Annotated in this window: 16 protein-coding genes; 7 read left to right on the forward strand and 9 right to left on the reverse strand. The window is 73.9% G+C overall.

The window, feature by feature from the left end:
* Positions 1–26: 26 nt before the first annotated feature.
* On the reverse strand, positions 27–1,235 hold the full coding sequence (locus AC4H2G_RS16885; RefSeq protein WP_494366889.1) for a ferrochelatase: 1,209 nt from the start codon (positions 1,233–1,235) through the stop codon (positions 27–29).
* A 330-nt stretch (positions 1,236–1,565) separates the two neighbouring features.
* Between AC4H2G_RS16885 and AC4H2G_RS16890 the strand changes: the two genes are divergently transcribed.
* A complete protein-coding gene (locus AC4H2G_RS16890) occupies positions 1,566–2,864 on the forward strand; it encodes an alkaline phosphatase (RefSeq protein WP_494366890.1) in 1,299 nt (432 codons plus the stop codon).
* Positions 2,865–3,136: 272 nt separating this feature from the next.
* Here the strand turns inward: AC4H2G_RS16890 and AC4H2G_RS16895 are convergent, their stop codons facing one another.
* The 5 genes from AC4H2G_RS16895 to AC4H2G_RS16915 all read right to left on the reverse strand — a co-directional run bounded on the left by AC4H2G_RS16895 (position 3,137) and on the right by AC4H2G_RS16915 (position 9,939).
* Complete coding sequence (locus tag AC4H2G_RS16895; protein WP_494366891.1) at positions 3,137–4,219, reverse strand: carbohydrate ABC transporter permease; 1,083 nt, start codon at positions 4,217–4,219, stop codon at positions 3,137–3,139.
* Positions 4,216–5,091 carry a carbohydrate ABC transporter permease gene (locus AC4H2G_RS16900; protein ID WP_494367040.1) on the reverse strand — a complete coding sequence of 292 codons (876 nt, stop codon included), beginning with the start codon at positions 5,089–5,091 and terminating at the stop codon, positions 4,216–4,218. Before AC4H2G_RS16900 ends, AC4H2G_RS16895 begins: the two co-directional genes overlap by 4 nt.
* 247 nt (positions 5,092–5,338) lie before the next feature.
* On the reverse strand, positions 5,339–6,739 hold the full coding sequence (locus AC4H2G_RS16905; RefSeq protein ID WP_494366892.1) for an ABC transporter substrate-binding protein: 1,401 nt from the start codon (positions 6,737–6,739) through the stop codon (positions 5,339–5,341).
* A 103-nt stretch (positions 6,740–6,842) separates the two neighbouring features.
* On the reverse strand, positions 6,843–8,498 hold the full coding sequence (locus AC4H2G_RS16910; RefSeq protein WP_494367041.1) for a glycoside hydrolase family 13 protein: 1,656 nt from the start codon (positions 8,496–8,498) through the stop codon (positions 6,843–6,845).
* Positions 8,499–8,907: 409 nt separating this feature from the next.
* Entirely contained in the window at positions 8,908–9,939 is a 1,032-nt protein-coding gene (locus AC4H2G_RS16915) for a LacI family DNA-binding transcriptional regulator (protein ID WP_494366893.1), read from the reverse strand.
* A gap of 252 nt (positions 9,940–10,191) precedes the next feature.
* Between AC4H2G_RS16915 and AC4H2G_RS16920 the strand changes: the two genes are divergently transcribed.
* The 5 genes from AC4H2G_RS16920 (at position 10,192) to AC4H2G_RS16940 (ending at position 16,934) form a co-directional block, all read left to right on the forward strand.
* On the forward strand, positions 10,192–11,931 hold the full coding sequence (locus AC4H2G_RS16920; protein WP_494367042.1) for a beta-N-acetylhexosaminidase: 1,740 nt from the start codon (positions 10,192–10,194) through the stop codon (positions 11,929–11,931).
* On the forward strand, positions 11,928–13,658 hold the full coding sequence (locus AC4H2G_RS16925; RefSeq protein ID WP_494366894.1) for an N-acyl-D-amino-acid deacylase family protein: 1,731 nt from the start codon (positions 11,928–11,930) through the stop codon (positions 13,656–13,658). Before AC4H2G_RS16920 ends, AC4H2G_RS16925 begins: the two co-directional genes overlap by 4 nt.
* The gene (locus tag AC4H2G_RS16930) at positions 13,655–15,067 is read left to right on the forward strand and encodes an alanine racemase (RefSeq protein WP_494366895.1); all 1,413 of its coding nucleotides are present in this window, start codon (positions 13,655–13,657) and stop codon (positions 15,065–15,067) included. Before AC4H2G_RS16925 ends, AC4H2G_RS16930 begins: the two co-directional genes overlap by 4 nt.
* Positions 15,068–15,148: 81 nt before the next feature.
* A complete protein-coding gene (locus AC4H2G_RS16935; RefSeq protein WP_494366896.1) occupies positions 15,149–15,556 on the forward strand; it encodes a RidA family protein in 408 nt (135 codons plus the stop codon).
* A 127-nt stretch (positions 15,557–15,683) separates the two neighbouring features.
* A complete protein-coding gene (locus AC4H2G_RS16940; protein ID WP_494366897.1) occupies positions 15,684–16,934 on the forward strand; it encodes an AAA family ATPase in 1,251 nt (416 codons plus the stop codon).
* Positions 16,935–17,058: 124 nt separating this feature from the next.
* On the opposite strand, the gene AC4H2G_RS16945 is transcribed toward AC4H2G_RS16940, so the two are convergent.
* From AC4H2G_RS16945 to AC4H2G_RS16955, 3 genes are read right to left on the reverse strand one after another with little or no spacing between them, the layout of a single operon-like run.
* Positions 17,059–18,258: a glycerate kinase gene (locus AC4H2G_RS16945; RefSeq protein WP_494366898.1), complete on the reverse strand. Its 1,200-nt coding sequence runs from the start codon at positions 18,256–18,258 to the stop codon at positions 17,059–17,061.
* 9 nt (positions 18,259–18,267) lie between these two features.
* Positions 18,268–18,831, reverse strand: coding sequence for a MarR family winged helix-turn-helix transcriptional regulator (locus AC4H2G_RS16950; protein WP_494366899.1), 564 nt, complete (start codon positions 18,829–18,831; stop codon positions 18,268–18,270).
* 51 nt (positions 18,832–18,882) lie between these two features.
* On the reverse strand, positions 18,883–19,644 hold the full coding sequence (locus AC4H2G_RS16955) for an isoprenyl transferase (protein WP_494366900.1): 762 nt from the start codon (positions 19,642–19,644) through the stop codon (positions 18,883–18,885).
* A 282-nt stretch (positions 19,645–19,926) separates the two neighbouring features.
* Here AC4H2G_RS16955 and trhA point away from each other — a divergent pair, with 282 nt between their 5' ends.
* Positions 19,927–20,709: a PAQR family membrane homeostasis protein TrhA gene (trhA, locus tag AC4H2G_RS16960; RefSeq protein ID WP_494366901.1), complete on the forward strand. Its 783-nt coding sequence runs from the start codon at positions 19,927–19,929 to the stop codon at positions 20,707–20,709.
* Positions 20,710–20,811 lie beyond the last annotated feature (102 nt).

Genomic DNA, 20,811 nt, shown 5'->3' on the forward strand with positions numbered 1-20,811 from the left:
GGTGGAGAGACGACTACGGGACGCGCTCAGGAGTACAGGTCGGTGCTGCACAGCGCCGGGACACCGCTCGGCTCGCCGTCGCGGCGCAGGCAGCAGCCGGGCGCGCACACGGAGCGGAACGCGGGCAGCAGACCCACGGTCGCCTCCGCGACGTCCTCGCCGCGCGCGATCGCCGCGCGCTCGAGCAGCAGGTCGACGAGCCCGCGCACGAACGGCTCCCGCGTGCCGACGGTCCCGGCGCGCACGGCCGTCAGGCCGCGGTTCGCTGCCGTCTCCAGGGCCTCGGTGTCGAGGTCGTACGCGACCTCCATGTGGTCCGACACGAAGCCGATCGGCGAGAGCACGACGTCGCGCACGCCCTCGGCCGCGATCGCCTCGAGGTGGTCGTTGACGTCGGGCTCGAGCCACGGCTGGCTGGGCGGGCCGGAACGCGAGCAGTAGGCGAGGTCCCAGGCGACGTCGTGGCCGAGACGCTCCGAGACCTGCGCGACGATGACGCGCGCGAGATCGAGGTGCTGCTCGGAGTACGTCGCGAAAGCGATGCGCGACGCCGCCTCCATGGTGTCCGGGATCGAGTGCGTGACGAAGACGAGCCGCGCAGCCGCGCCGTCGCCGCCCTTCTCCGCGAGCGCCGCGAAGCCGTCGAGCACCGCGTCGACGTTGGCCTCCGCGAAGCCCGGGTGGTTGAAGTACGAGCGGATCTTGTCGAACTGGACGCCCGTCGAGCCCTCCGGCCCGAGCTGACCGCGCTTCTCGAGCACCACCGCGAGGTCCTCCCGGTACTGGCGGCAGCCCGAGTACGACGAGTAGGCCGAGGTCACGAGCGCGACGGCACGCTGCGCGCCGAGCGCCTCGAGCTCGGTGATCGCGTCGTCCGTGTACGGCGCCCAGTTGCGGTTGCCCCACACGACGGGCAGGTCGACGCCGCGGCGCGCGAGCTCGGCCTCGAGCGCGGCCTTGAGCGCGAGGTTCTGCTCGTTGATCGGGCTCTTGCCGCCGAAGCCGTAGTAGTGCTCGCCGACCTCCTCGAGCCGGGCGTCCGGGATCCCCTTGCCGGCGGTGACGTTGCGCAGGAACGGCACCACGTCCTCGGGCTGGTTCGGCCCGCCGAAGGAGTACAGGAGCAGCGCGTCGTACGGGCGGAGATCGGGGGCCGCGGTCGCGGCGGCATCGGCACGGGGGGACGGGACGTCGGCGGGGGCGGCAGCGGCGTCCTGGGGGGAGAACGGGGGCATGGTCTCGATCATGGCACCTGGAGCCGGGCCCGCCCGCCGGGAAGCGGACGCGACGGACGTGACATTGACCAGACACCGTGTCACCTTCCCGGAGCCGGCCCGGTCACCAGTCACCGGCACCTGCGTCCCGGGCGTGGTGTCCCGGGTGGGTCGTCCCGAGCCGGGGTCGTCCCGAGTTGTGGGCGCGCCGGCCGGACCTACCGTGGGTCGGGTCCGACGGCGACGACGCCGTCGGCGCCGGCCCGCGACGGTGCCTCCCACCGCCGCGCGACCGCCGGGGACCCCGGCGGCGCACGGGCCGACGACGCCGAGAGTCTCGAGGGAGAGCTCATGGATGCACGACGCACCACGTTCAGGTCCGGCGCAGCAGGCATCGCCGCCGGCATCGCGCTCGCCGCGGTCCTGCCCCTGGGCGGGGACGGCGACCGGGGCGGTGGCCACGGCCGCCCGGACGACCGCGGGGGTAGCGACCGGGCCCGCAACGTGATCTTCATCCAGGGCGACGGCCTCGGGCTGTCGCACCGTGAGCTGATCCGGCTCGCCACGGTCGGCAAGGACGGGCAGCTCGCCATGGACTCGCTCGAGCACGCGGGCTGGACGACGACCGACTCAGCCGACCCCGAGGAGGCCGTGACCGACTCGGCCGCCGGCGCGACGGCGTTCGCGTCGGGCGTGCGGACCTACAACGGCGCGGTCGGGGTCGACGCCGACGGCAACCCCGTGCCGACGCTCCTCGAGCGTGCCCGGGAGCGCGGCAAGGCGACGGGCCTCGTGACGACGGCGCAGGTCACCGACGCGACGCCCGCCGCGTTCGGCGCGCACGTGCCCGACCGCGGCGACCAGAGCGAGATCGCCCGGCAGTTCCTCGAGAGCTCCCGGCCGGACGTCATCCTCGGCGGCGGCGAGGACTGGTGGCTGCCCGCGGGCGACCCCGGCGCCTGGCCCGACAACCCACCCAAGGACCCGACCGAGCAGAGCAAGAGCACGGAGGGCAACCTCGTCGAGCGCGCGCAGCAGCTCGGCTACACGTACGTGAGCGACGCGGAGGGCCTCGACGCGGCGGGTCGGGGCAAGCTCCTCGGCCTGTTCGCCAACGAGGAGATGTTCGAGCAGCGCAACGAGGGCGAGGGCGACCTGTACGAGCCCGAGGTGCCGCTCGTCGACATGACCGCCAAGGCGCTCGACACCCTCTCCCGCGACCGCGACGGGTTCTTCCTCGTGGTCGAGGAGGAGGCCGTGGACGAGTTCGCGCACCGCAGCAACGCGACACGCACGATCCAGGCGGGGCAGGCGCTCGACGAGACGGTCGCGCTCGCGATCGACTTCGCCGAGAGGAACCGCGGGACCCTCGTGCTCGTCGTGGGCGACCACGCCACCGGCGGGCTCGCCATCGAGAACGTCGACGACGCGGACGAGGGCGGCGAGGGCGCGACCGCCGAGGACGGCCCGTTCGACCTCGCGGGCTCCGACCTGCAGTTCACCGTCGACTGGACGACGGGCGGCCACACGGGCGAGGCGACGCCGCTCACGGCGCAAGGTCCCGGTGCCGAGCGCCTCACTGGTGCGCAGCGCAACACCGACGTCTACGACGCGGTCCTGCGGGCGATGCAGGGCAGGGGCCGCGGCTGAGACTCGTCCACCGCTCGGCCGGGCTCGCGGCTGAGCTTGCTCACCGCTCGGCCGGGCCCACGGCCGGGGCTCGTCCCCTGCTCGGCCGGGCCGACCGTGAGGTGAGCCGCCCGCGTCGGCGAGCCCCGCCGTCGGGCGCGGCGCACGGAACTGCCGAACACGGGCCTGGCGACCGCCGAGCACGGGGTTGGCCACCGGAATCTCGGAGATCCGGTCGCCAACCCCGTGTTCGGCACACCACCGCGCAGGGCCGGCGCGGCTCGGCGCCCGGGTCAGCCCTTGACCGCTCCCCCGAGACCGGCGCCCTGGAGGAACATGCGCTGGAAGACGACGAACAGCGCCACCGGGATGAGCGTCGAGATCGCGAGCGCGGCGAGGAACACCCCGAGGTCCGTCGTCGCCTCGATGGACGGCAGGCGCACCGACAGCGGCTGGATGGCTGGGTCCTTGAGCACGAGCAGCGGCCAGAGGAAGTCCTTCCACGCCGCGATGACCGCGAACACCGACACGACCCCGATGATCGGCCTCGACATCGGCAGCACGATCGACCAGAAGAGCCGGTAGGGCCCGGCGCCGTCGACGCGCGCCGCCTCGAACACCTCGCGCGGGAGGCTGTCGAAGAACCGCTGCACGAGGAGCACGTTGAACGCGCTCGCGCCGGCGGGCAGCCAGACGGCCCAGAAGCTGTTGACGAGCGACTGCCCGAGCAGCGGCGGGTCGAGGATCGTCAGGTACAGCGGCACGAGCAGCACGATCGCCGGCACGAACATCGTCGACAGCACGAGCGCCTGGACGACCTTGCCGTACCGGGGCCGCAGGACCGACAGCGCGTACCCTCCCGTGGTCGCGACGAGGATCTGCGCCGCCCACGACCCGACGGCGAGCCAGATCGTGTTGAGGAAGTAGCGGCTGACCTGGACGTCGTTCCAGGCCTTGTCGAGGTTGTCCCACGCGATGCCGTTCGGGAAGATCGCCATCGGCGTCCGGAGGATGTCCTGCGTCGGGGTCACCGCGAACTTGGCGAGGAGCAGCATGGGCCCCAGGCCGGCGATCACGAGGGCCACGAGCAGGAGCACGTGGGTCGAGCCCATCCCCCACCGGATCCCCGGGCGGCGCCAGTCCGCCTGGGACAGCGCGCCGCGGTCCTCGACACCGTCGAGCGCCCTGCGGCGTCGGACGCGCAGGCGCCTCTGCTCCGCCTCGCGGCGGGAGCGGCTCGCGTCGGCCGCGCGGCGCCCCGCGTCGTCGGGGTCTGCGCCGGTCGCGGCAGCTCCGGAGGATGCCGCGGCGGCGACCGCGGAGTCCTGGGAGACCACGCCGATCTCGCTCGGGTTGTCGGTGGGTGAGAGGGTCATGACGTGCTCCAGGACCGGGTGAGCCGGAAGTAGATCAGCGAGAAGACGGCCAGGACGGCCGCGAGCATGAGCGAGAGGGCCGTCGCGGCGCCGTAGTCGCCGCCGAGGCTGTTCTGGAAGGCGTAGCGGTAGATCAGCAGGAGCACGGTCAGCGTCGCGTTGTTGGGCCCGCCGCCGGTGAAGAGGTACGGCTCGAGGAAGACCTGCGCGGTGCCGATGATCTGCAGGATGAGGGTGATGAACAGGACGCCGCGCAGCTGCGGGAGCGTCACGTGCCAGATCTTGCGCCACAGCCCCGCGCCGTCGACCTCGGAGGCGTCGTAGAGCTCGGGCGGCACGCTCGTGAGGGCGGCGAGGTAGATGATGATCGTCCCGCCTGCACCGGCCCACGTGGCCGCGAGCACGAGGGACGGCATCGCCGTCGACGCGTCCTGCAACCAGGGGTAGGGACCGAGTCCGACCCAGCCGAGGATCGTGTTGAACACGCCCGTCGGGCTGCCGTTGTAGAAGAACTTCCACAGCAGGACCGCCACGACGGGCGGCACGACGACCGGGAGGTACGCGAGCGCCGAGTACAGGCCGCGCGCGCGGCGCACCTCGCGCATGAGGACCGCCGCGACGAGCGGGATCGGGTACCCGAACAGCAGGGCGAGGAACGCGAAGTACAGCGTGTTGCGCACCGCCGTCCACAGCAGCGGGTCGGCGAGCACCTGGCGGAAGTTGTCCAGCCCGACGAACGTCGGGTCGCTCACGAGGTTCGTCTCCTGGACGCTCATGACCACCGCGCGCACGATGGGGAACCACGAGAAGAGCCCGAAGATCACGAGCAGCGGGAGCAGGAAGACCAGGTTGTGCAGGCCGCCGCCGCGCAGCCACGTCACGGGGCTGCGACGCCGGCCGGCAGGGCCGGCGGGTGGGGCGCTCTCGGTCCGCGCGTGCGTCGCGCGGGACCGTGGCGGCGGTGCGGTGGTGGCGGTCACGGAATGTCCTTCGGGTGCGGTGGAGGTGCCCGACGACGGGAGGTGCGTCCCGTCGTCGGGCACCGGCGGGGTACGGTCCGGCCGGTGGGGGGCGCCACCGGCCGGACCGGGTCGGTCGGCCCGTGGCCGACCGGGCGGGTCAGCCCTGGTCGAGCAGGGCCTGAGCCTCCTCGTTCACGCCCTCGAGGAGCGCGTCGACGTCGGCGTTCTCGTCGGTGAGGACGGCCTGGACCACGGGGTCGAGCAGGGCGTAGATCTCCTGCGTCTTCTGCGACGGCTCGCCGACGAGCGGGAGGTCGAACATCGTGTCGGTGTAGCTCGTCATCTGGTCGAGCGGCACGTTGACGAAGTCGGCGATCCACTCCTGGTTCTGCTCGTACTGCTCCTGCGAGAACATCGGCAGGACGGGCGTGCCCACGGGCTGGTCGTTCGCGACGAGCGTCTCGGCGTCCGCGACGGCGCGGTCCTCGTCGACGAGCTTGGCGAGGTAGAAGAAGTCGATCCACTTGATCGCGGCCGCCTTCTTCGACTCCTCGACGTCCGCCGGCATCGCGGCGAGCGTGCCGCCCGTGAGGACACCGGCGTCGTCGCCCTCGAGCGGGAGCGCGGCGAGGCCGTACATGGCCGGGTCGATCGCGTTCGTCTGCACGAGCGCGGTGTAGACGTCGGAGCCCGACGTGTACATCGCGACCTGGCCCGCCGCGAACGCCTGGTTCATGGTGCCCCAGTCGAGGAGGAAGTTGCTCCCGAGGGAGTTGTCCTCCCAGCGCATGGCCTGGAGCCACTCGAGCGCGTCCTTGGTCCCGTCGTTCGTGAGGGTCGACGTCGCGGTGCCGTCGTCGGCGACCTCCTGGACACGACCGCCGCGGGCGTACGAGTTGACCGTGAGCTGCCAGCCGCCCGTGTTGTTCTGCGACATCTGCATGTAGCCCGCGACGCCCTCGTTGGCGTCCGAGATCTTCTTCGCGTACTCGCGGACCTCGTCCCACGTCGTCGGCGGCTTGTCGGGGTCGAGACCGGCCGACTCGAAGAGCTGGCGGTTGTAGTGCAGGCCGACGCCGTACACGTTCTTCGCGGGGATCGCATAGACGTGGCCGTCGGAGCCGGTGCCCGCCTCGATGATGGCCGGGTTGAACTTGTCCGCGTAGGGCAGCGTGCGGAACTGCTCGTCGAGGTCCGCGAGCTGGCCGTTCTCGACGAGCGTCTTGGCGTCGGTGAACGGGATCTCGAAGACGTCCGGCAGCGTGCCGCCGGCGAGCTGGGGGGCGAACGTCGTCGCCTTCCACTCGTACTCCTCCGGCACGATGTCGATGTCCGGGTTCGCGGCCTCGAACTCCTCGACCTGCGCGTTGAAGGCGTCGATCGCCTCCTGCTCCGAGCCCGGGAGGAGGGAGACCACCTTGAGGGTGACCTTCCCGTCCCCGTCCGTGCCTTCACCGCCGTCTTCGTCGCCCGAGCCGCTGCTCGAGCACGCGGCGAGCGTGCTGATCGCGAGCGCCCCTGCGAGGGTGAGGGCGATCGCCTGACGTGTGGACTTCATCGTCACTCCTGTGTCCGGTGGTGCTGGGTGTGCTGGGTGTGCTGGGTGCGTGCGGGGTGCGGTGGTGCTGGTGCGGTGGGGCCGGTCTGCTGGGGCTGGGTGCTCAGAGCCGGAGCCACACCGCGGTGTCGGTCACGAGCCGGGCGGGTGCGTCGTCGCCCTCGTCCGGCTCGCTGCGGAGGAGGACGTGCGAGCCGGCGGGCAGCGGCACGTCCTCGGTGCCGAGGTTGACGACGCACGCGACGTCCCCCCGGGAGAACGCGAGCACGTCGTCGCCGAGCACGACGCCACCGAGGGTGTCGAGCCAGCGGAACGTCTCGCCGTGCAGCGCGCGCTCGGCCCGGCGGGCCGCGAGCACGCGACGGTAGAGGGAGAGCATCGACGCGTCGTCGTGCTCCTGGGCCTCGACGGACGACTCGCCCCACCCGGCGGGCTGGGGCAGCCAGGCCGGGGCGCCGCCGTCGGGCCCGAACCCGAACGTGGTCCCGCCCCGCGTCCACGGGAGCGGGACCCGGCAGCCGTCACGGCCGGGGTCGACGCCGTCCGAGCGGAAGTGCATCGGGTCCTGGATCGTGTCGAGCGGGAGGTCCTCGACCTCGGGCAGGCCGAGCTCGTCGCCCTGGTACACGTAGAGCGAGCCCGGCAGCGCTGCGGTGAGCAGGGCCGCGGCCCGTGCCCGACGGCGGCCGGTGGCCAGGTCCGTCGGCGTGCCGAAGCGCTTGCTGAGGAAGGCGAACGAGCTGTCCTCGCGCCCGTAGCGCGTCACCGGACGGGTGACGTCGTGGTTGGACAGGACCCACGTGGCCGGCGCGGAGACCGGGGCGTGGGCGTCGAGGGTCGTCTGGACGGACTCGCGCAGCGCCTTGGCGTCCCACGGGCGGGCCATGAAGTCGAAGTTGAACGCCGTGTGCATCTCGTCCGGGCGCAGGTACTGGGCGAAGCGGGCCCGGTCCGCGAGCCACACCTCGCCGATGAGGACTCGCGGCTCGTCGTAGGACTGGGCGACCGCGCGCCACGCGCGGTAGATGTCGTGGAGCTCGTCGCGGTCGACGTGCGGGTGCTCGCCGGGCGCCGGGTGGGCGGGGACCACGTCGGGCAGCGCCGGGTCCTTGACGAGCTGCGCGGCCGAGTCGATGCGGATGCCCGCGGCCCCCCGGTCGAACCAGAAGCGCAGGATCTCCTCGTGCTCGCGCCGCACGTCGGGGTGGTTCCAGTTGAGGTCGGGCTGCTCGGGAGCGAAGACGTGCAGGTACCACTCGCCGGGCGTGCCGTCGGGGTTCGTCGTGCGGGTCCAGGTGGAGCCCTGGAACTCGGAGACCCAGTGCGTCGGGATCCCCGCCCCGTCCTCGCCCGTGCCGGGGTGGAACCAGAACCGTTCGCGCTCCGGCGAGCCGGGACCTGCGGCCAGTGCGGCGCGGAACCACTCGTGCTCCGAGGAGACGTGGTTGGGGACGACGTCGACGATCGTGCGGATCCCGAGCTCGCGCGCCTCCGCGATGAGCTGCTCGGCCTCGGCGAGGGTGCCGAACTGCCGGTCGATCGCGCGGTAGTCCGCGACGTCGTACCCGCCGTCGGCGAGCGGCGAGACGTACCAGGGCGTGAACCAGATGGCGTCGACGCCGAGGTCGCGCAGGTAGGGCAGGCGGCTCCGGACGCCCGCGAGGTCGCCCGTCCCGTCACCGTTCCCGTCCGCGAAGCTGCGCACGTAGACCTGGTAGATGACCGCGCTGCGCCACCACTCCTGGCCGGGCTGATCCATGCTCACCGGGTCCTCTTCCTCCTGGTCGGCGCTCCCGCTGCTGTGCGGGTGCCGTGCTGCGTGCCGCCGTCGCCGGTCTCCTGGCGTCGGGACGACCGTCGTCCGCGGGGCGGTGACTGCGTCGTCGAGGATGACAGTAACTAGACGACAGGATCAGCGCAAGAACCTGACATCTCTGTTATCGAAATGCGATCTCTTGACGTCGAGAGGACTACGGCCCCTTGCGACGACCGCAGAGGAGGTGACCGGCTCGGTGCCGAACCCCGGGTTGTTGCGCTCTCACGGCGCCGATGGCCGCGCAACCCGGGGTTCGCGCGGGAACCCCGGTGGGTCGACGACGAGGCGGCCGGTCCGGGGACCGGCCGCCTGAGGCGGAGCGGAGTGCGGCGAGTGCGGCGAGCGGGCGGCGCTACGACGCGATCGGCTCGCGCCCGGTCGAGCGGGCCGCCGCCGTCGACCGCCGCACGACGAGCTCGGGCTCGAACAGCAGCTCGTCGCGCGACACGTCGGCGCCGGCGATCATGCTCGCGAGCAGGTCGACCGCAGCGCGACCCATCGGCTCGATGGGCTGGCGCACCGTGGTCAGCGCCGGGTCGGTCGAGTTCATGAGGTTCGAGTCGTCGTAGCCCACGACGGACACGTCGGTCGGCACGTCGAGCCCCGCGCGGCGCACGGCACGGATCGCGCCGAGCGCCAACGGGTCGCTCGCGCACACGATCGCCGTCGCGCCGGCCTCGAGCAGCCGGTTCGCCGCGGCCTGCCCGCTCTCGAGCGAGTACTGGCTGTGCGCGACGAGCGCCGGGTCGAGCCGGAGCCCGTTGCGCTCCGCGAACGACTGCGCCGCAGCGAGCTTGCGCTCCGACGGCACGTGGTCCGCGGGCCCGAGCAGCAGCCCGACGCGCTCGTGCCCGAGCGAGAACACGTGGCCGAGCGCCTGGTTCATGGCGACGAGGTCGTCGCACGAGACGCGCGGGAAGTCGAGGTCCTCGATCGACGCGTTCATGAGGACGACGGGCAGACCGAGCGTCTCGAGGCGCCGGAAGTGCGCGTGGTCCGCCTGGCGCTCGGCGTAGAACCCGCCGGCGAAGATGACGCCCGAGACGTGCTGACCCAGGAGCAGGTCGATGTACTCGGCCTCGGTGACGCCGCCGGCGGTGCGCGTGCAGAGCACGGGCGTGAAGCCCTGCTGGGCCAGCGCACCCCCGATGACCTCGGCGAACGCCGGGAAGATCGGGTTGACGAGCTCCGGGAGCACCAGCCCGACGAGGCGTCCGCGCTCGCCGCGCAGCTTGGTCGGGCGCTCGTAGCCCAGGACGTCGAGCGCGGTGAGCACCGCGTCGCGCGTGGCCTGGGAGACGCCCGGTTTGCCGTTGAGCACGCGGCTCACCGTGGCCTCGCTGACTCCGACCTTCGTGGCGACCTCGGCCAGACGTCTCGACATGTCGCCGACTATACGCCCGCACGCAAGCCACTTGCGTGAACGACCGCGCCGCGACGAACTTCTTGCGCGGCCGTCGGCGAGAGGTGTGGCGCCGTCGCTGCGGCTGCCGTTGCCGAACCCCGGGTTGTGCGGCACGAACCGCGCTGCGCGCCCGATGACCCGGGGTTCGGCGACTGAGGCTGAACCGCGGTCCGGCGACACCGGTTTCGCCCGTCCGGAGGGTGCCGTTAGGCTCGTTCGGTGTCCTTCCAAATGTCGCAAGGGCTGGTCCCCCGCCCGGCGTCGGTGACGCCTTCGCCTTCCCCGGGTGTCGTGGCCCTTCCCTCGGGCAGCGTCGTCGCCCACGATCCCGCGCTGTGGCCCGCGGCGCGGTGGTGGCGCCGCGTCACCGAGGACGCGTTCGGCCTCGATCTCGTCCCCCTGCCCGACGGCGCGGCCGCACCGGGCCCGACCGGCACCGCCGCGTCGGTGCGGTTCGCGGTCGACGGTGACCTGCCGCCGTCGGGCTACCGGCTCACGGTGGACGACACCGGTGTGCGCGTGGACGCCGCCGACCTCGACGGCGCGCACGCCGCCGCCCAGACCCTGCGTCAGCTCGCCGGCCCGGCGGCCTTCCGCCGCGCCGTCGTCCGCCCCGGAGAGCTCGCGCTGCCGCACGTCACGATCACCGACCACCCCCGGTTCGCGTGGCGCGGGGTGCTGCTCGACGTCGCGCGGCACTTCCTGCCAAAGGCCGACGTCCTGCGCTTCGTCGACCTCGCCGCGGCGCACAAGCTCAACGTCGTCCAGCTACACCTCACGGACGACCAGGGCTGGCGCGTGGAGATCGAGCGCTATCCGCGGCTCGCCGAGGTCGGCGGGTGGCGGCGCGAGTCGGGTGTCGGGACGTGGCGGGCGGGGGTCTTCGACGGTCGACCGCACGGCGGGTGCTACACGCAGGACGACCTGCGCGAGATCGTCGCGTACGCGCGCGAGCGCGGCGTCACAATCGTCCCGGAGATCGACGTCCCCGGTCACGTCGAGGCGGCCGTCGCGGCGTACCCGGAGCTGGGCACGCGCAAGCAGCCGCACGAGGTCCGCACGACCTGGGGCGTGAGCACCGAGGTCCTCGACCCGTCCCACGAGTCGCTCGAGTTCTTCCGGCACGTGCTCGACGAGGTGCTGGAGATCTTTGACGCACCGTTCGTCGCGCTCGGCGGGGACGAGGTCCCGACGACGCTGTGGCGCGAGAACCCGGCGATCGTCGCGCGCGCCGCGGACCTCGGGCTCGACGACGTCGCCGACCTGCACGGCTGGTTCCTCGCGCGCCTCGCGGAGCACGTCGCGTCGCGGGGCCGCCGCGCGGTCGTGTGGGACGAGGGGTTCGGGCCGGCGCTGCCGCGCGACGTCGTCGTGACGTCGTGGCGCGGCTGGGCCGCGGGTGCCGACGCGCTCGCCGCCGGCCACGACGTCGTCATGGCGCCCGAGCAGGTCGTGTACCTCGACCACCGCGAGGGCGACGGCCCCGACGAGCCGATCCCCGTGGGCTTCCTGCGCACCCTCGACGACGTCTACGCGTTCGAACCGCTACCGTCGGGTCTCGACGCGCCCTCGTCGTCGTCCGCGGGTCCCGACGGAGCGGCGCCCGGAACGCTTCTGGGCGGGCAGGCGCAGCTGTGGAGCGAGCACCTGGACTCCGTGCGGCGGGTCGACTACGCCGCGTTCCCCCGGCTCGCGGCGTTCGCCGAGGTCTTGTGGTCCCCCGCCGTCGACCGGACCGTCGGGTCGGACGCCTCGCGCGAGTTCCGCGAGCGCCTGGAGGCCCACCACCTGCCACGCCTCGCCGCATACGGCGTGGAGCACCGGCCGCTCGACGGCCCGCACCCGTGGCAGACGCGACCGGGCGTGCACGGCTGGCCGCGAGACCTCGCGACCGAGCTCGCCGCGGGCGGGCTGCGCGGCGTCGGCGGCTGGGTCGAGGACCGGGACGAGACCGCCGGGGGTCCGGCGTGAGCCCGACGGCCCGGTCCTCTGCCGTCCCTCCCGGCGCGCCGCTCGTCGTGCGGGGCGCACGCCTGCCGGTGCCGGACGGCGGGCTGTCCGGCCCGGTCGACGTCCTCGCGTCCGCGGGTCGCGTCACGTCCGTCTCCCCGGCCAGCCGCGCGACAGCGCTGCCCGACGGCGCGTGCGTCCTCGACGCCGACGGTCGCCTCACGCTCCCGGGGTTCCTCGACGCCCACGTACACGGTGCGGCCGCCGTCCTCGACGACGACGTCCAGCTCGCGATGCTGCGCCAGGGCATCACGGGGATCGTGGTCGGCCAGGACGGCGTCGGCCACGCACCCTCTCCGGCGGACGCTCCGCACGACGCCCAGGCCTGGGCGAGCGCGTACTTCGCGGCGATCGACGGCGAGCACCCGACGTTCCGCGGCGGGTCGGTCGGCGACCTGCTCGCCACGTACGACGGCACCACGCGCGTGAACGTCGGGTACCTCGCCCCGCACGGCACGATCCGGTACGCCGTCCTGGGCGCCGAGGCGCGCGCCGCGACGCCCGCCGGGCTCGACCGCATGGTCGCGCTCCTCGATGCGGCCCTCGACGACGGCGCGCTCGGGATGTCGACCGGCCTCGAGTACGTCCCGGCCGCGTACGCCGACGAGGGCGAGCTCGTCGCGCTCGCCCGTGTCGTCGCGGCGCGCGGCCTGCCGCACGTGTCCCACATGCGCGGGTACGAGGACCGGGCGGGGCCGGCCTTCGCCGAGCTCGTCCGGATCGCGCGCGCCGCGGGCGTCGCGACGCACGTGTCGCACTACCACGGCCCCGCCGCCGAGCTCCTCGGCTACGTCGACGACGCGCACGCCGCCGGGCTCGACGTCACCTTCGACTCCTACCCCTACCTGCGGGGCTGCTCCATCCTGTCCATGGTGTCGCTGCCGACGTGGCTCCCGATCGCCGACCCCGACGCGACCGTCGCGGCTCTGCGCGACCCGGCCGTCCTCGACCGCCTCCACCGCGAGCACTTCCCGGGGCTCGCCGACCTCTGGTCGCGCGTGACGATGGCCGCCGTCCCCACCGGGGCCGCGGCCGGCGCACCGGAGCGGACCGACAAGTCAGCAGATCCGGCAGGGACCGGACAGGATCTCGCCTGGACGGAGGGCCTCGCCCTGCCCGAGGTCGCGGCCCGGCTCGGCCTCTCCCCCGCCGACGCCGCGGTCCGGCTCCTCGTCGCCACACGGCTGCGCGCGAGCTGCGTGTTCGCCCAGCCCCCGACGAACTCCCCCGAGTCGGTGCGCGCGCTGCTCCGGCATCCCGCGCACGTCGGCGGGTCGGACGCGATCTACGCGCCCCTCGGCGGAGGGGGTCGCCCGCACCCGCGCGGCTGGGGCGCCTTCGCGCGCTTCCTCGCCGAGCACGTGCGTACGCTCGGGGACTGGACGTGGCACGACGCCACGACGCACCTGTCCACCGCCCCGGCGCGACGCTTCGGCCTCGCCGACCGCGGGACCCTGGTGCCGGGAGCGGTCGCCGACGTCGCGCTCGTCGACCCGGACCGGGTCCAGGACGAGGCGACGTACGAGCGGCCGCGCGTGCCGGCGTCGGGCATCGACGACGTGCTCGTGGCGGGCGTGCCGGTCCTGGTGGGTGGCGCCCTGGCGGACGCGACCCCGGGACGACCTTTGCGTCCACGTCCGGGCCGGGTCGTCCCCGACCGTGAAGCCGACCAGAGGAGCACCGCATGACCACCGGAAACGCACCGGGCGACCTGCGCGCGTGGGCGGGCGACGTCGTCGGGCCGCGGACGAAGGGCCTGCGGCTCGACGCGCCCGCGACGGTCGCGGAGGTGCTCGCGCCCGTGACCGCCGACCACGCCGACGGCACCGCACCGCGCGCCCCTCGCGTCACGGACGACCGCTTCTCGTGGCCTCTCCTCACGCTCGACGACGCGGCGCTCGACCACAACGTCGGCCTCGTGGCGCGCCTGTGCGCGGAGCGCGGCGTCGAGCACGCGCCCCACGTGAAGACGGCGATGTCCCGCGGGCTGTACGCACGCCAGGTCGCGGTCGGCGCCTGGGGTGCGACGGTGGCGACGCCGGGCCAGCTCCGGACCGTGCGCGACTGGGGCAGCGAGCGCATCTTCCTCGCTAACGAGCTCGTCGACCCGCGCGAGCTCGCGTGGCTGCGCCGCGAGCTCGAGGCGGCCGGTGTGGGTCGCGGACCGCTCGAGGTGTGGCTGTACGTCGACTCGACCCGCGGCGTCGATCTGCTCGCCCGGGCGTTCGCGGGCGCGGACGCCGAGGTCCTGTCGCGTCTCGGCGTGCTCGTCGAGATCGGCGTCGCCGGCGGCCGCACCGGCGTGCGCAACGACGTCGAGGCGCTCGACGTGGCGCGGGCCGTGCACGCGACCGGGCTGCGCCTGCTCGGCGCCGCGGGCTACGAGGGCTCCGTCGCCGGCGGCACGAGCACCGAGCAGCTGGCCGCCGTCGCCGCGTGGTGCCGCCACCTGCGGGAGGTCGGGAGCTCGCTCGTGCGGGCCGGGCTGGCAGGGGTCACGGAGCCGCTCGTGCTGTCGGCGGGCGGCAGCTCGTTCCTCGACGTCGTGCTCGCCGAGCTGCCCGGCCCGCTCTCGTCCGCCGAGACCGGCGGCGGGACGGACGAGGCGAGCGTCCCGGACCGCGACGTGCGCGTCGTCGTGCGCTCGGGCGCCTACCTCACGCACGACCACGGGTTCTGCGCGCGCATGGACCCGTGGAGCCGCATCCCCGGGGCCGAGCCCCTGCACGCCGCGGCGACGGTCTGGGGACAGGTGCTCTCCGTGCCGGAGCCGGGGCTGGTGATCTGCGGCGTCGGGCGTCGGGACGTGTCGTTCGACATCGACCTGCCCGTCGCCCTCGTGCTGCGCTCCCTCGGCGACGACGGCGAGCTGCGGCCCGCCCGCGACCTCGCCGGCGCGCAGGTCACCGCCCTCAACGACCAGCACCTGTACCTCACGCTCGACCCGTCCGTGGACTCGCCCCTGACGGCGCACGTGCGGCCGGGCGACGTGATCGGGTTCGGCATCTCCCACCCGTGCACGACGCTCGACCGCTGGCACGTCGCCGCCGTCGTGCGCGGCGACGAGGTCGTCGACCTCGTCACGACGGACTTCTGACCGTCGCCGGCCCGGCACACGGGCCGTCGCGCCCCTCATCCACGACACACGCCCGACAGCCATGACATCCGGAGGACCCGCATGAGCACCCAGAAGACCGCCGTCTCGACCCCCGACGCCCCCGCCCCGGCGCACACGTTCCACCAGGGCGTGCGCAAGGGTCCGTTCGTCCAGGTGTCGGGCCAGGGCCCGGTGGACCCCGCGACGAACGAGTACCTGTACCCGGGCGACGTCGCGGCCCAGACGACGCGCACGCTCGAGAACGTCCGGGCCATCGTCGAGGCAGCGGGCGCGACGTTCGACGACGTCGTCATGCTGCGCGTCTACCTCACGAAGCGCGAGGACTTCCCCGTCATGAACGAGGCGTACGGCGCGTTCGTCTCCGCCCACACCACGAACGGCGTCCTGCCGAGCCGCACCACGGTGTTCACCGGCCTGCCGCGCGAGGAGATGCTCGTCGAGATCGACGCCTTCGCGATCACGGACTGACCACCCCGGCCGCTGAGTGCTGGGTATTTGTCGTCCCGGGCCTCCTACGACGACAAATACCCAGCACTCAGCGGGAGGAGAGGTGGGTGGGGCCGCCTAGGGTCCTGCGCATGACCGGAGCAGCGGCATGATCGGGACCGTCGCCGTCGAGGGGTACCGCTCGCTGCGGCACGTCGTGCTGCCGCTCGGGCGGGTCACCGTCGTGACGGGGGCGAACGGGACGGGCAAGTCGAACCTCTACCGGGCGCTGCGCCTGCTCGCCGAGGGCGCGCTCGACGGCGCCGTCGGGGCGCTCGCGCGCGAGGGCGGGCTGCGCTCGACGCTGTGGGCCGGGCCCGAGCACGGCGCCCGCGCCACGCGCGACGGGGACCTGCAGGGCCGCCTCCGCACCGGTCCCGTCGCGGTGCGGCTGGGCTTCGCGGGCGTAGGTCCGACGGAGCTGGGCTACGCCGTCGACCTCGGGCTCCCGCAGGACGGCGGATCGGCGTTCGCGCTCGACCCCGAGATCAAGGTCGAGGCCGTCTGGTCCGGCCCGACGCTGGGCCCCGCGACCCTCCAGGCCGAACGGCGCGGGCCGGCGGTACGTCTGCGGGACGACGACGGCGCGTGGGTCACGTCGCCCGCGCGCCTCCGCACGTTCGACAGCATGCTCACCGAGCACGTCGACCCCGTGGGCGCACCCGAGGTCGTCGCCGTGCGCGAGACGCTGCGGTCGTGGCGCTTCTACGACCAGTTCCGCACGGACGCCCTGGCACCCGCGCGCGCCGTCCAGGTCGGCACACGCACGCCCGTGCTCGCGCACGACGGCGCCGACCTCGCCGCCGCGCTCGAGACGATCCGCGACCTCGGCCGGGCCGACGAGCTCGACGCCGCGGTCACGGGCGCGTTCCCCGGCGCCCGGGTCGAGGTCCGCGCCGACGACGGCCGGTTCGAGCTCGCGTTCCACCAGCGCGGCCTCCTGCGCCCGCTGAGCGGAACCGAGCTCTCCGACGGCACGCTGCGCTACCTGCTGTGGGTCGCCGCCCTGCTCAGCCCTCGACCGCCCGCGCTGCTCGTCCTCAACGAGCCGGAGACGAGCCTGCACCCCGAGCTCCTGCCCGCGCTCGGCGCTCTCGTCCACGCCGCCGCGCGGGACACGCAGGTCGTCGTGGTGACCCACTCGGCGCCGCTCGTCGACGTGCTCCGGCGCGCCGCGGCGTCGGGCGGCGCGTCAGGCACCGCGTCCGGCACCGCGTCGGGCACAGCGTCACGCGCCGCCGACCTGCCCGGCGCGGACGATCTCCAGGAGGTCGCGCTCGAGAAGGCGTCGGGGGAGACGGTCGTCGTGGGCCGCGAGGGTCTGCTCGACCAGCCGGCGTGGCACTGGCCGAAGCGCTGAGCCACCCCCTTCCGCCGAGCACGACATCAGAGTCGTCGTGCGGCGGGATACGACATCCATCGCGTTCTCGAGGGCGCGCAACCTCGTGCTCGACCCACGAGCGGTCGAGGACGATCTTGGCCGATCAGGCGCGCGCGGCCAGGACGAGGCTCGTCACCGTCGCGGAGAGGTCCGTGAGCCGCGACGCGGTGCGGTCGAGCAGGTCGTCGAGCGCGATGGGGCCGGGCGCGATGCTGAACGCCGCGGCGATCCCCGCGGCCCTGGCCTGGTCCGCCGGGAGCAGCACGCGTCCGGCGAGCACGACGACCGGCGGTCGCCCGGGCGCCTGCGCGGCGAGCGCACCGATCGCGTCGGCGACCTTCCCGTGGACGGACTGCGAGTCGAAGGACCCCTCCCCCGTCACGACGAGGTCCGCGCTGCCGATCTCCTCGGGCAGCCCGATCGCCTCGGCGACGAGCCGGGCCCCGGGCTCGAGCTCCGCGCCCACGACGGCCACCAGCCCGGCGGGCACGCCCCCGGCCGCCCCGGCGCCGGGGAGCTCCCCGACCGACGCGCCGGTCTCCCGCGAGAGCACCGCCTCCCAGCGGCGCAGCGCGTCGTCGAGGAACGTGACGTCGGCGTCCTTCGCCCCCTTCTGCGGGCCGAAGACGTGGGCAGCCCCTCGCTCGCCGTGCAGGGGGTTCGTCACGTCCACCGCGAGCCGCCACCGCACCGCACGCGCCCGGGGGTGCAGGCGGGCGAGGTCGAGGTGCGCGACCTGCGCGAGCCCTTCGCCACCGTCGGGCACCGGCTCGCCCGCCTCGTCGAGGAGCCGCGCCCCGAGCCCCGTGAGAAGACCCGCGCCGCCGTCGGTCGAGGCCGAGCCGCCGAGGCACACGATCACCTCCTCGACACCTGCGTCGAGGACGGCCGCGGCCACGGCGCCCGTCCCGAGCGTGTGAGCGTGCAGCGGCTGGAGGGCGACGTCGCTGACCTGCGGGAGCCCGCTCGCCTCCGCGAGCTCCACGACGCCGACGCGGCCGTCGGCCGACACGCCGTAGCGCGCGGTGTGCGGGCGCCCGATCGCGTCGACGGTCTGCACCTCGCGCGCGGGCACGCCCCACACGGCGAGGAGCGTGTCGAGGGTGCCCTCGCCGCCGTCGGCCATCGGCAGCTCGACGACGCGGGCGTCGGGGACCACGCTGCGCACCCCGGCGGCGACCGCGTCGGCGACCTCGACGGCGCTCAGGCTGCCCTTGAACGAGTCGGGCGCGACGACGACGCGCAGCGGGCTCTCCCCGCGCGCGGCGGGACGGACGGGTTCGGTGCTCGGCGCTGAGGACACGCGGCGATCCTATGCGGGCGGGTCGGTCGCGGCCGGGTCGGCGGCGCGCTCGCCCACCGTGTTTCCCGCCACACCCGCGGCCTGGGGTCCGGACCCCGGGCCCACCGCCGGGATGGACGCCTGCGCCGCGCGGAGCCGTTCGAGCAGGGCGCCGAGGATCTCGAGCTCGGCGTCGTCCAGCGCTCCGCCGACGTAGGTCGCGATCGCGCGCGCATGGGCGCGGCCGATCGCCCGCTGCCGCTCGACGCCGAGCGGCGTGAGGCGTACGAGCGTGCCGCGCGCGTCGCCGGGGTCGACCGAGCGGTCCACGAGGCCTCGGCGCTCGAGCCGCTCGACCATGCGGCTGAGCGACGGCTGGCTGAGGAGGATGAGCGCGTTGAGGTCGCGCAGCCGCATCCCGTCGGGCGGTCCCTTCGTGAGCGAGAAGAGCACGTCGTACTCGCGCATCGTCAGCTCGTCCCAGACGGGGTCGGACTGCAGGCGGCGCATGAGCGCGACCTGGGCGCGGAACAGCGACTCCCACGTCTCGACGGCGAGGCGTGCACTGCCGACGTCGCGGGCCGACTCGCTCATGACACCTCCGGTCGATGCATCCGCATCGACCCTACCGGGACGGCCGGGGGCTCACCGGCCGAGGCGACGCTCACGCTGGGAGTAGGACCGCAGCGCACGCAGGTAGTCGACGCGCCGGAAGTCGGGCCAGTACGCCTCGCAGAAGTAGAACTCCGAGTGCGCGCTCTGCCACAGGAGGAACCCGCCGAGGCGCTGCTCGCCCGACGTGCGGATGACGAGCTCCGGGTCCGGCTGCCCCTTGGTGTACAGGTGCTCCTCGATGTGCTCGACGTCGAGGTTCTCCGCGAGGTCCTCGAGCTTCGCCCCGGCGTCCGCCTGCTCGCGGAGGTAGGACCGGACCGCGTCGGCGATCTCGTGCCGCCCGCCGTAGCCGATGGCCACGTTGACCTGCAGCCCGTCCACCGCGGCGGTCCGCAGCTGGGCCTCGCGCAGCGCCGCCGCGAGGCGCTCGGGCAGGAGGTCGAGCCGACCCATGACGCGCAGGCGCCACCGCCCGCTCTGCGCGAGGTCGCGGACGGCGTCCTCGATGATGTCGAGGAGCGCCGACAGCTCCTCCTGCGAGCGGGAGAGGTTGTCCGTGGAGAGCATCCAGAGCGTGACGACCTCGATGCCGAGGTCCTCGCTCCACCCCAGGAACTCGTCGATCTTGTCCGCACCGCGGCGATGACCCGTGGCGGCCGTCTCGCCGAACGAGCGCGCCCAGCGCCGGTTGCCGTCGAGGATGACGCCCACGTGGCGCGGGAATCCCTCGCGCGAGAGAGACGCGGCCAGGCGACGCTCGTAGAGTCCGTAGACGGGATGGGGCAGTCGCACGACGGTTCCTCGGCGGTGGGCTCGGTGGGTGGTCTGGTCATGGTCGGCAGCAGGGTGCCGCGGAGCGACGGTCCGGCCGACCGGACTGCCACACGGTACTCCTCGGCGCACCGCGGCCACGGCCGTGGGGTCGCGGCGACGGCCCCCTGCCCAGGATCTTCACACCGGCGGTCGATGCCTGGCGCATCAACCTACGCTTGCGTAACTTACGATGGCGTAGGTCTGCGGCGAGCACGTCCGCACCACCCCGACCGACTGCTGACCGACACCATTGGAGGACCGGTGGCACGAGCGACGTCCGACCGCGACCCCGCACCCGACCCCGGCGCGCCCGCGCCCCGCCGCGCGCAGCCCGACGACCACGCCACGGGCCCGCTGGAGAACGCGCGCGACTCCGTGACCGACGCCGTCGCGCAGGTCGCCGAGGCGGTCAAGCCCCGGCTGCGCGGCTGGATCCACGCCGGAACGTTCCCGCTCGTCCTCGTCGCCAGCATCGTGCTCGTCGCCATCGCCCCGCCCGTCGCGGGCAAGGTGTCCTGCGCGATCTTCGGGCTCTCCGCGTGCCTGCTGTTCGGGACGAGCGCCGTCTACCACCGCGGGACGTGGTCACCCCGCGTCGCGGGCATCCTCCGCCGCGCCGACCACTCCAACATCTTCCTCATCATCGCGGGCACGTACACGCCGCTCGCCGTCCTCCTCCTGCCCCAGCGCACGGCCACGATCCTGCTGATCATCGTGTGGAGCGGCGCCCTCCTCGGACTCCTCGCCCGGATCCTGTGGCTCGACGCGCCCCGCTGGGTCTACGTCCCCATCTACGTCGCGCTCGGCTGGGTCGCCGTCGGCTACATGCCGCAGTTCTGGACCACCACGAACGGGCCCGCGATCGTCTGGCTCGTCGCGATCGGGGGCCTCGCCTACACCCTGGGCGCCGTCGTCTACGGCATCAAGAAGCCGAACCCCAGCCCGCGCTGGTTCGGGTTCCACGAGATCTTCCACGTGCTCACCGTGGTCGGGTTCGGGTGCCACTACGCGGCGATCACGCTGGCGGCGGTCGCCGCTCGCTGAGCCGGTCGGGTGTGGTTCCGTGGTCGGTCGCGGCGTGGGTTCGGGGTGGTGCCTCCCGAGGGGCGGCGACGGGTCTACCATCCGCGGTCCTCGTTCCTCGGA

The organism is Cellulosimicrobium sp. BMG9.23 (genome assembly GCF_059159985.1).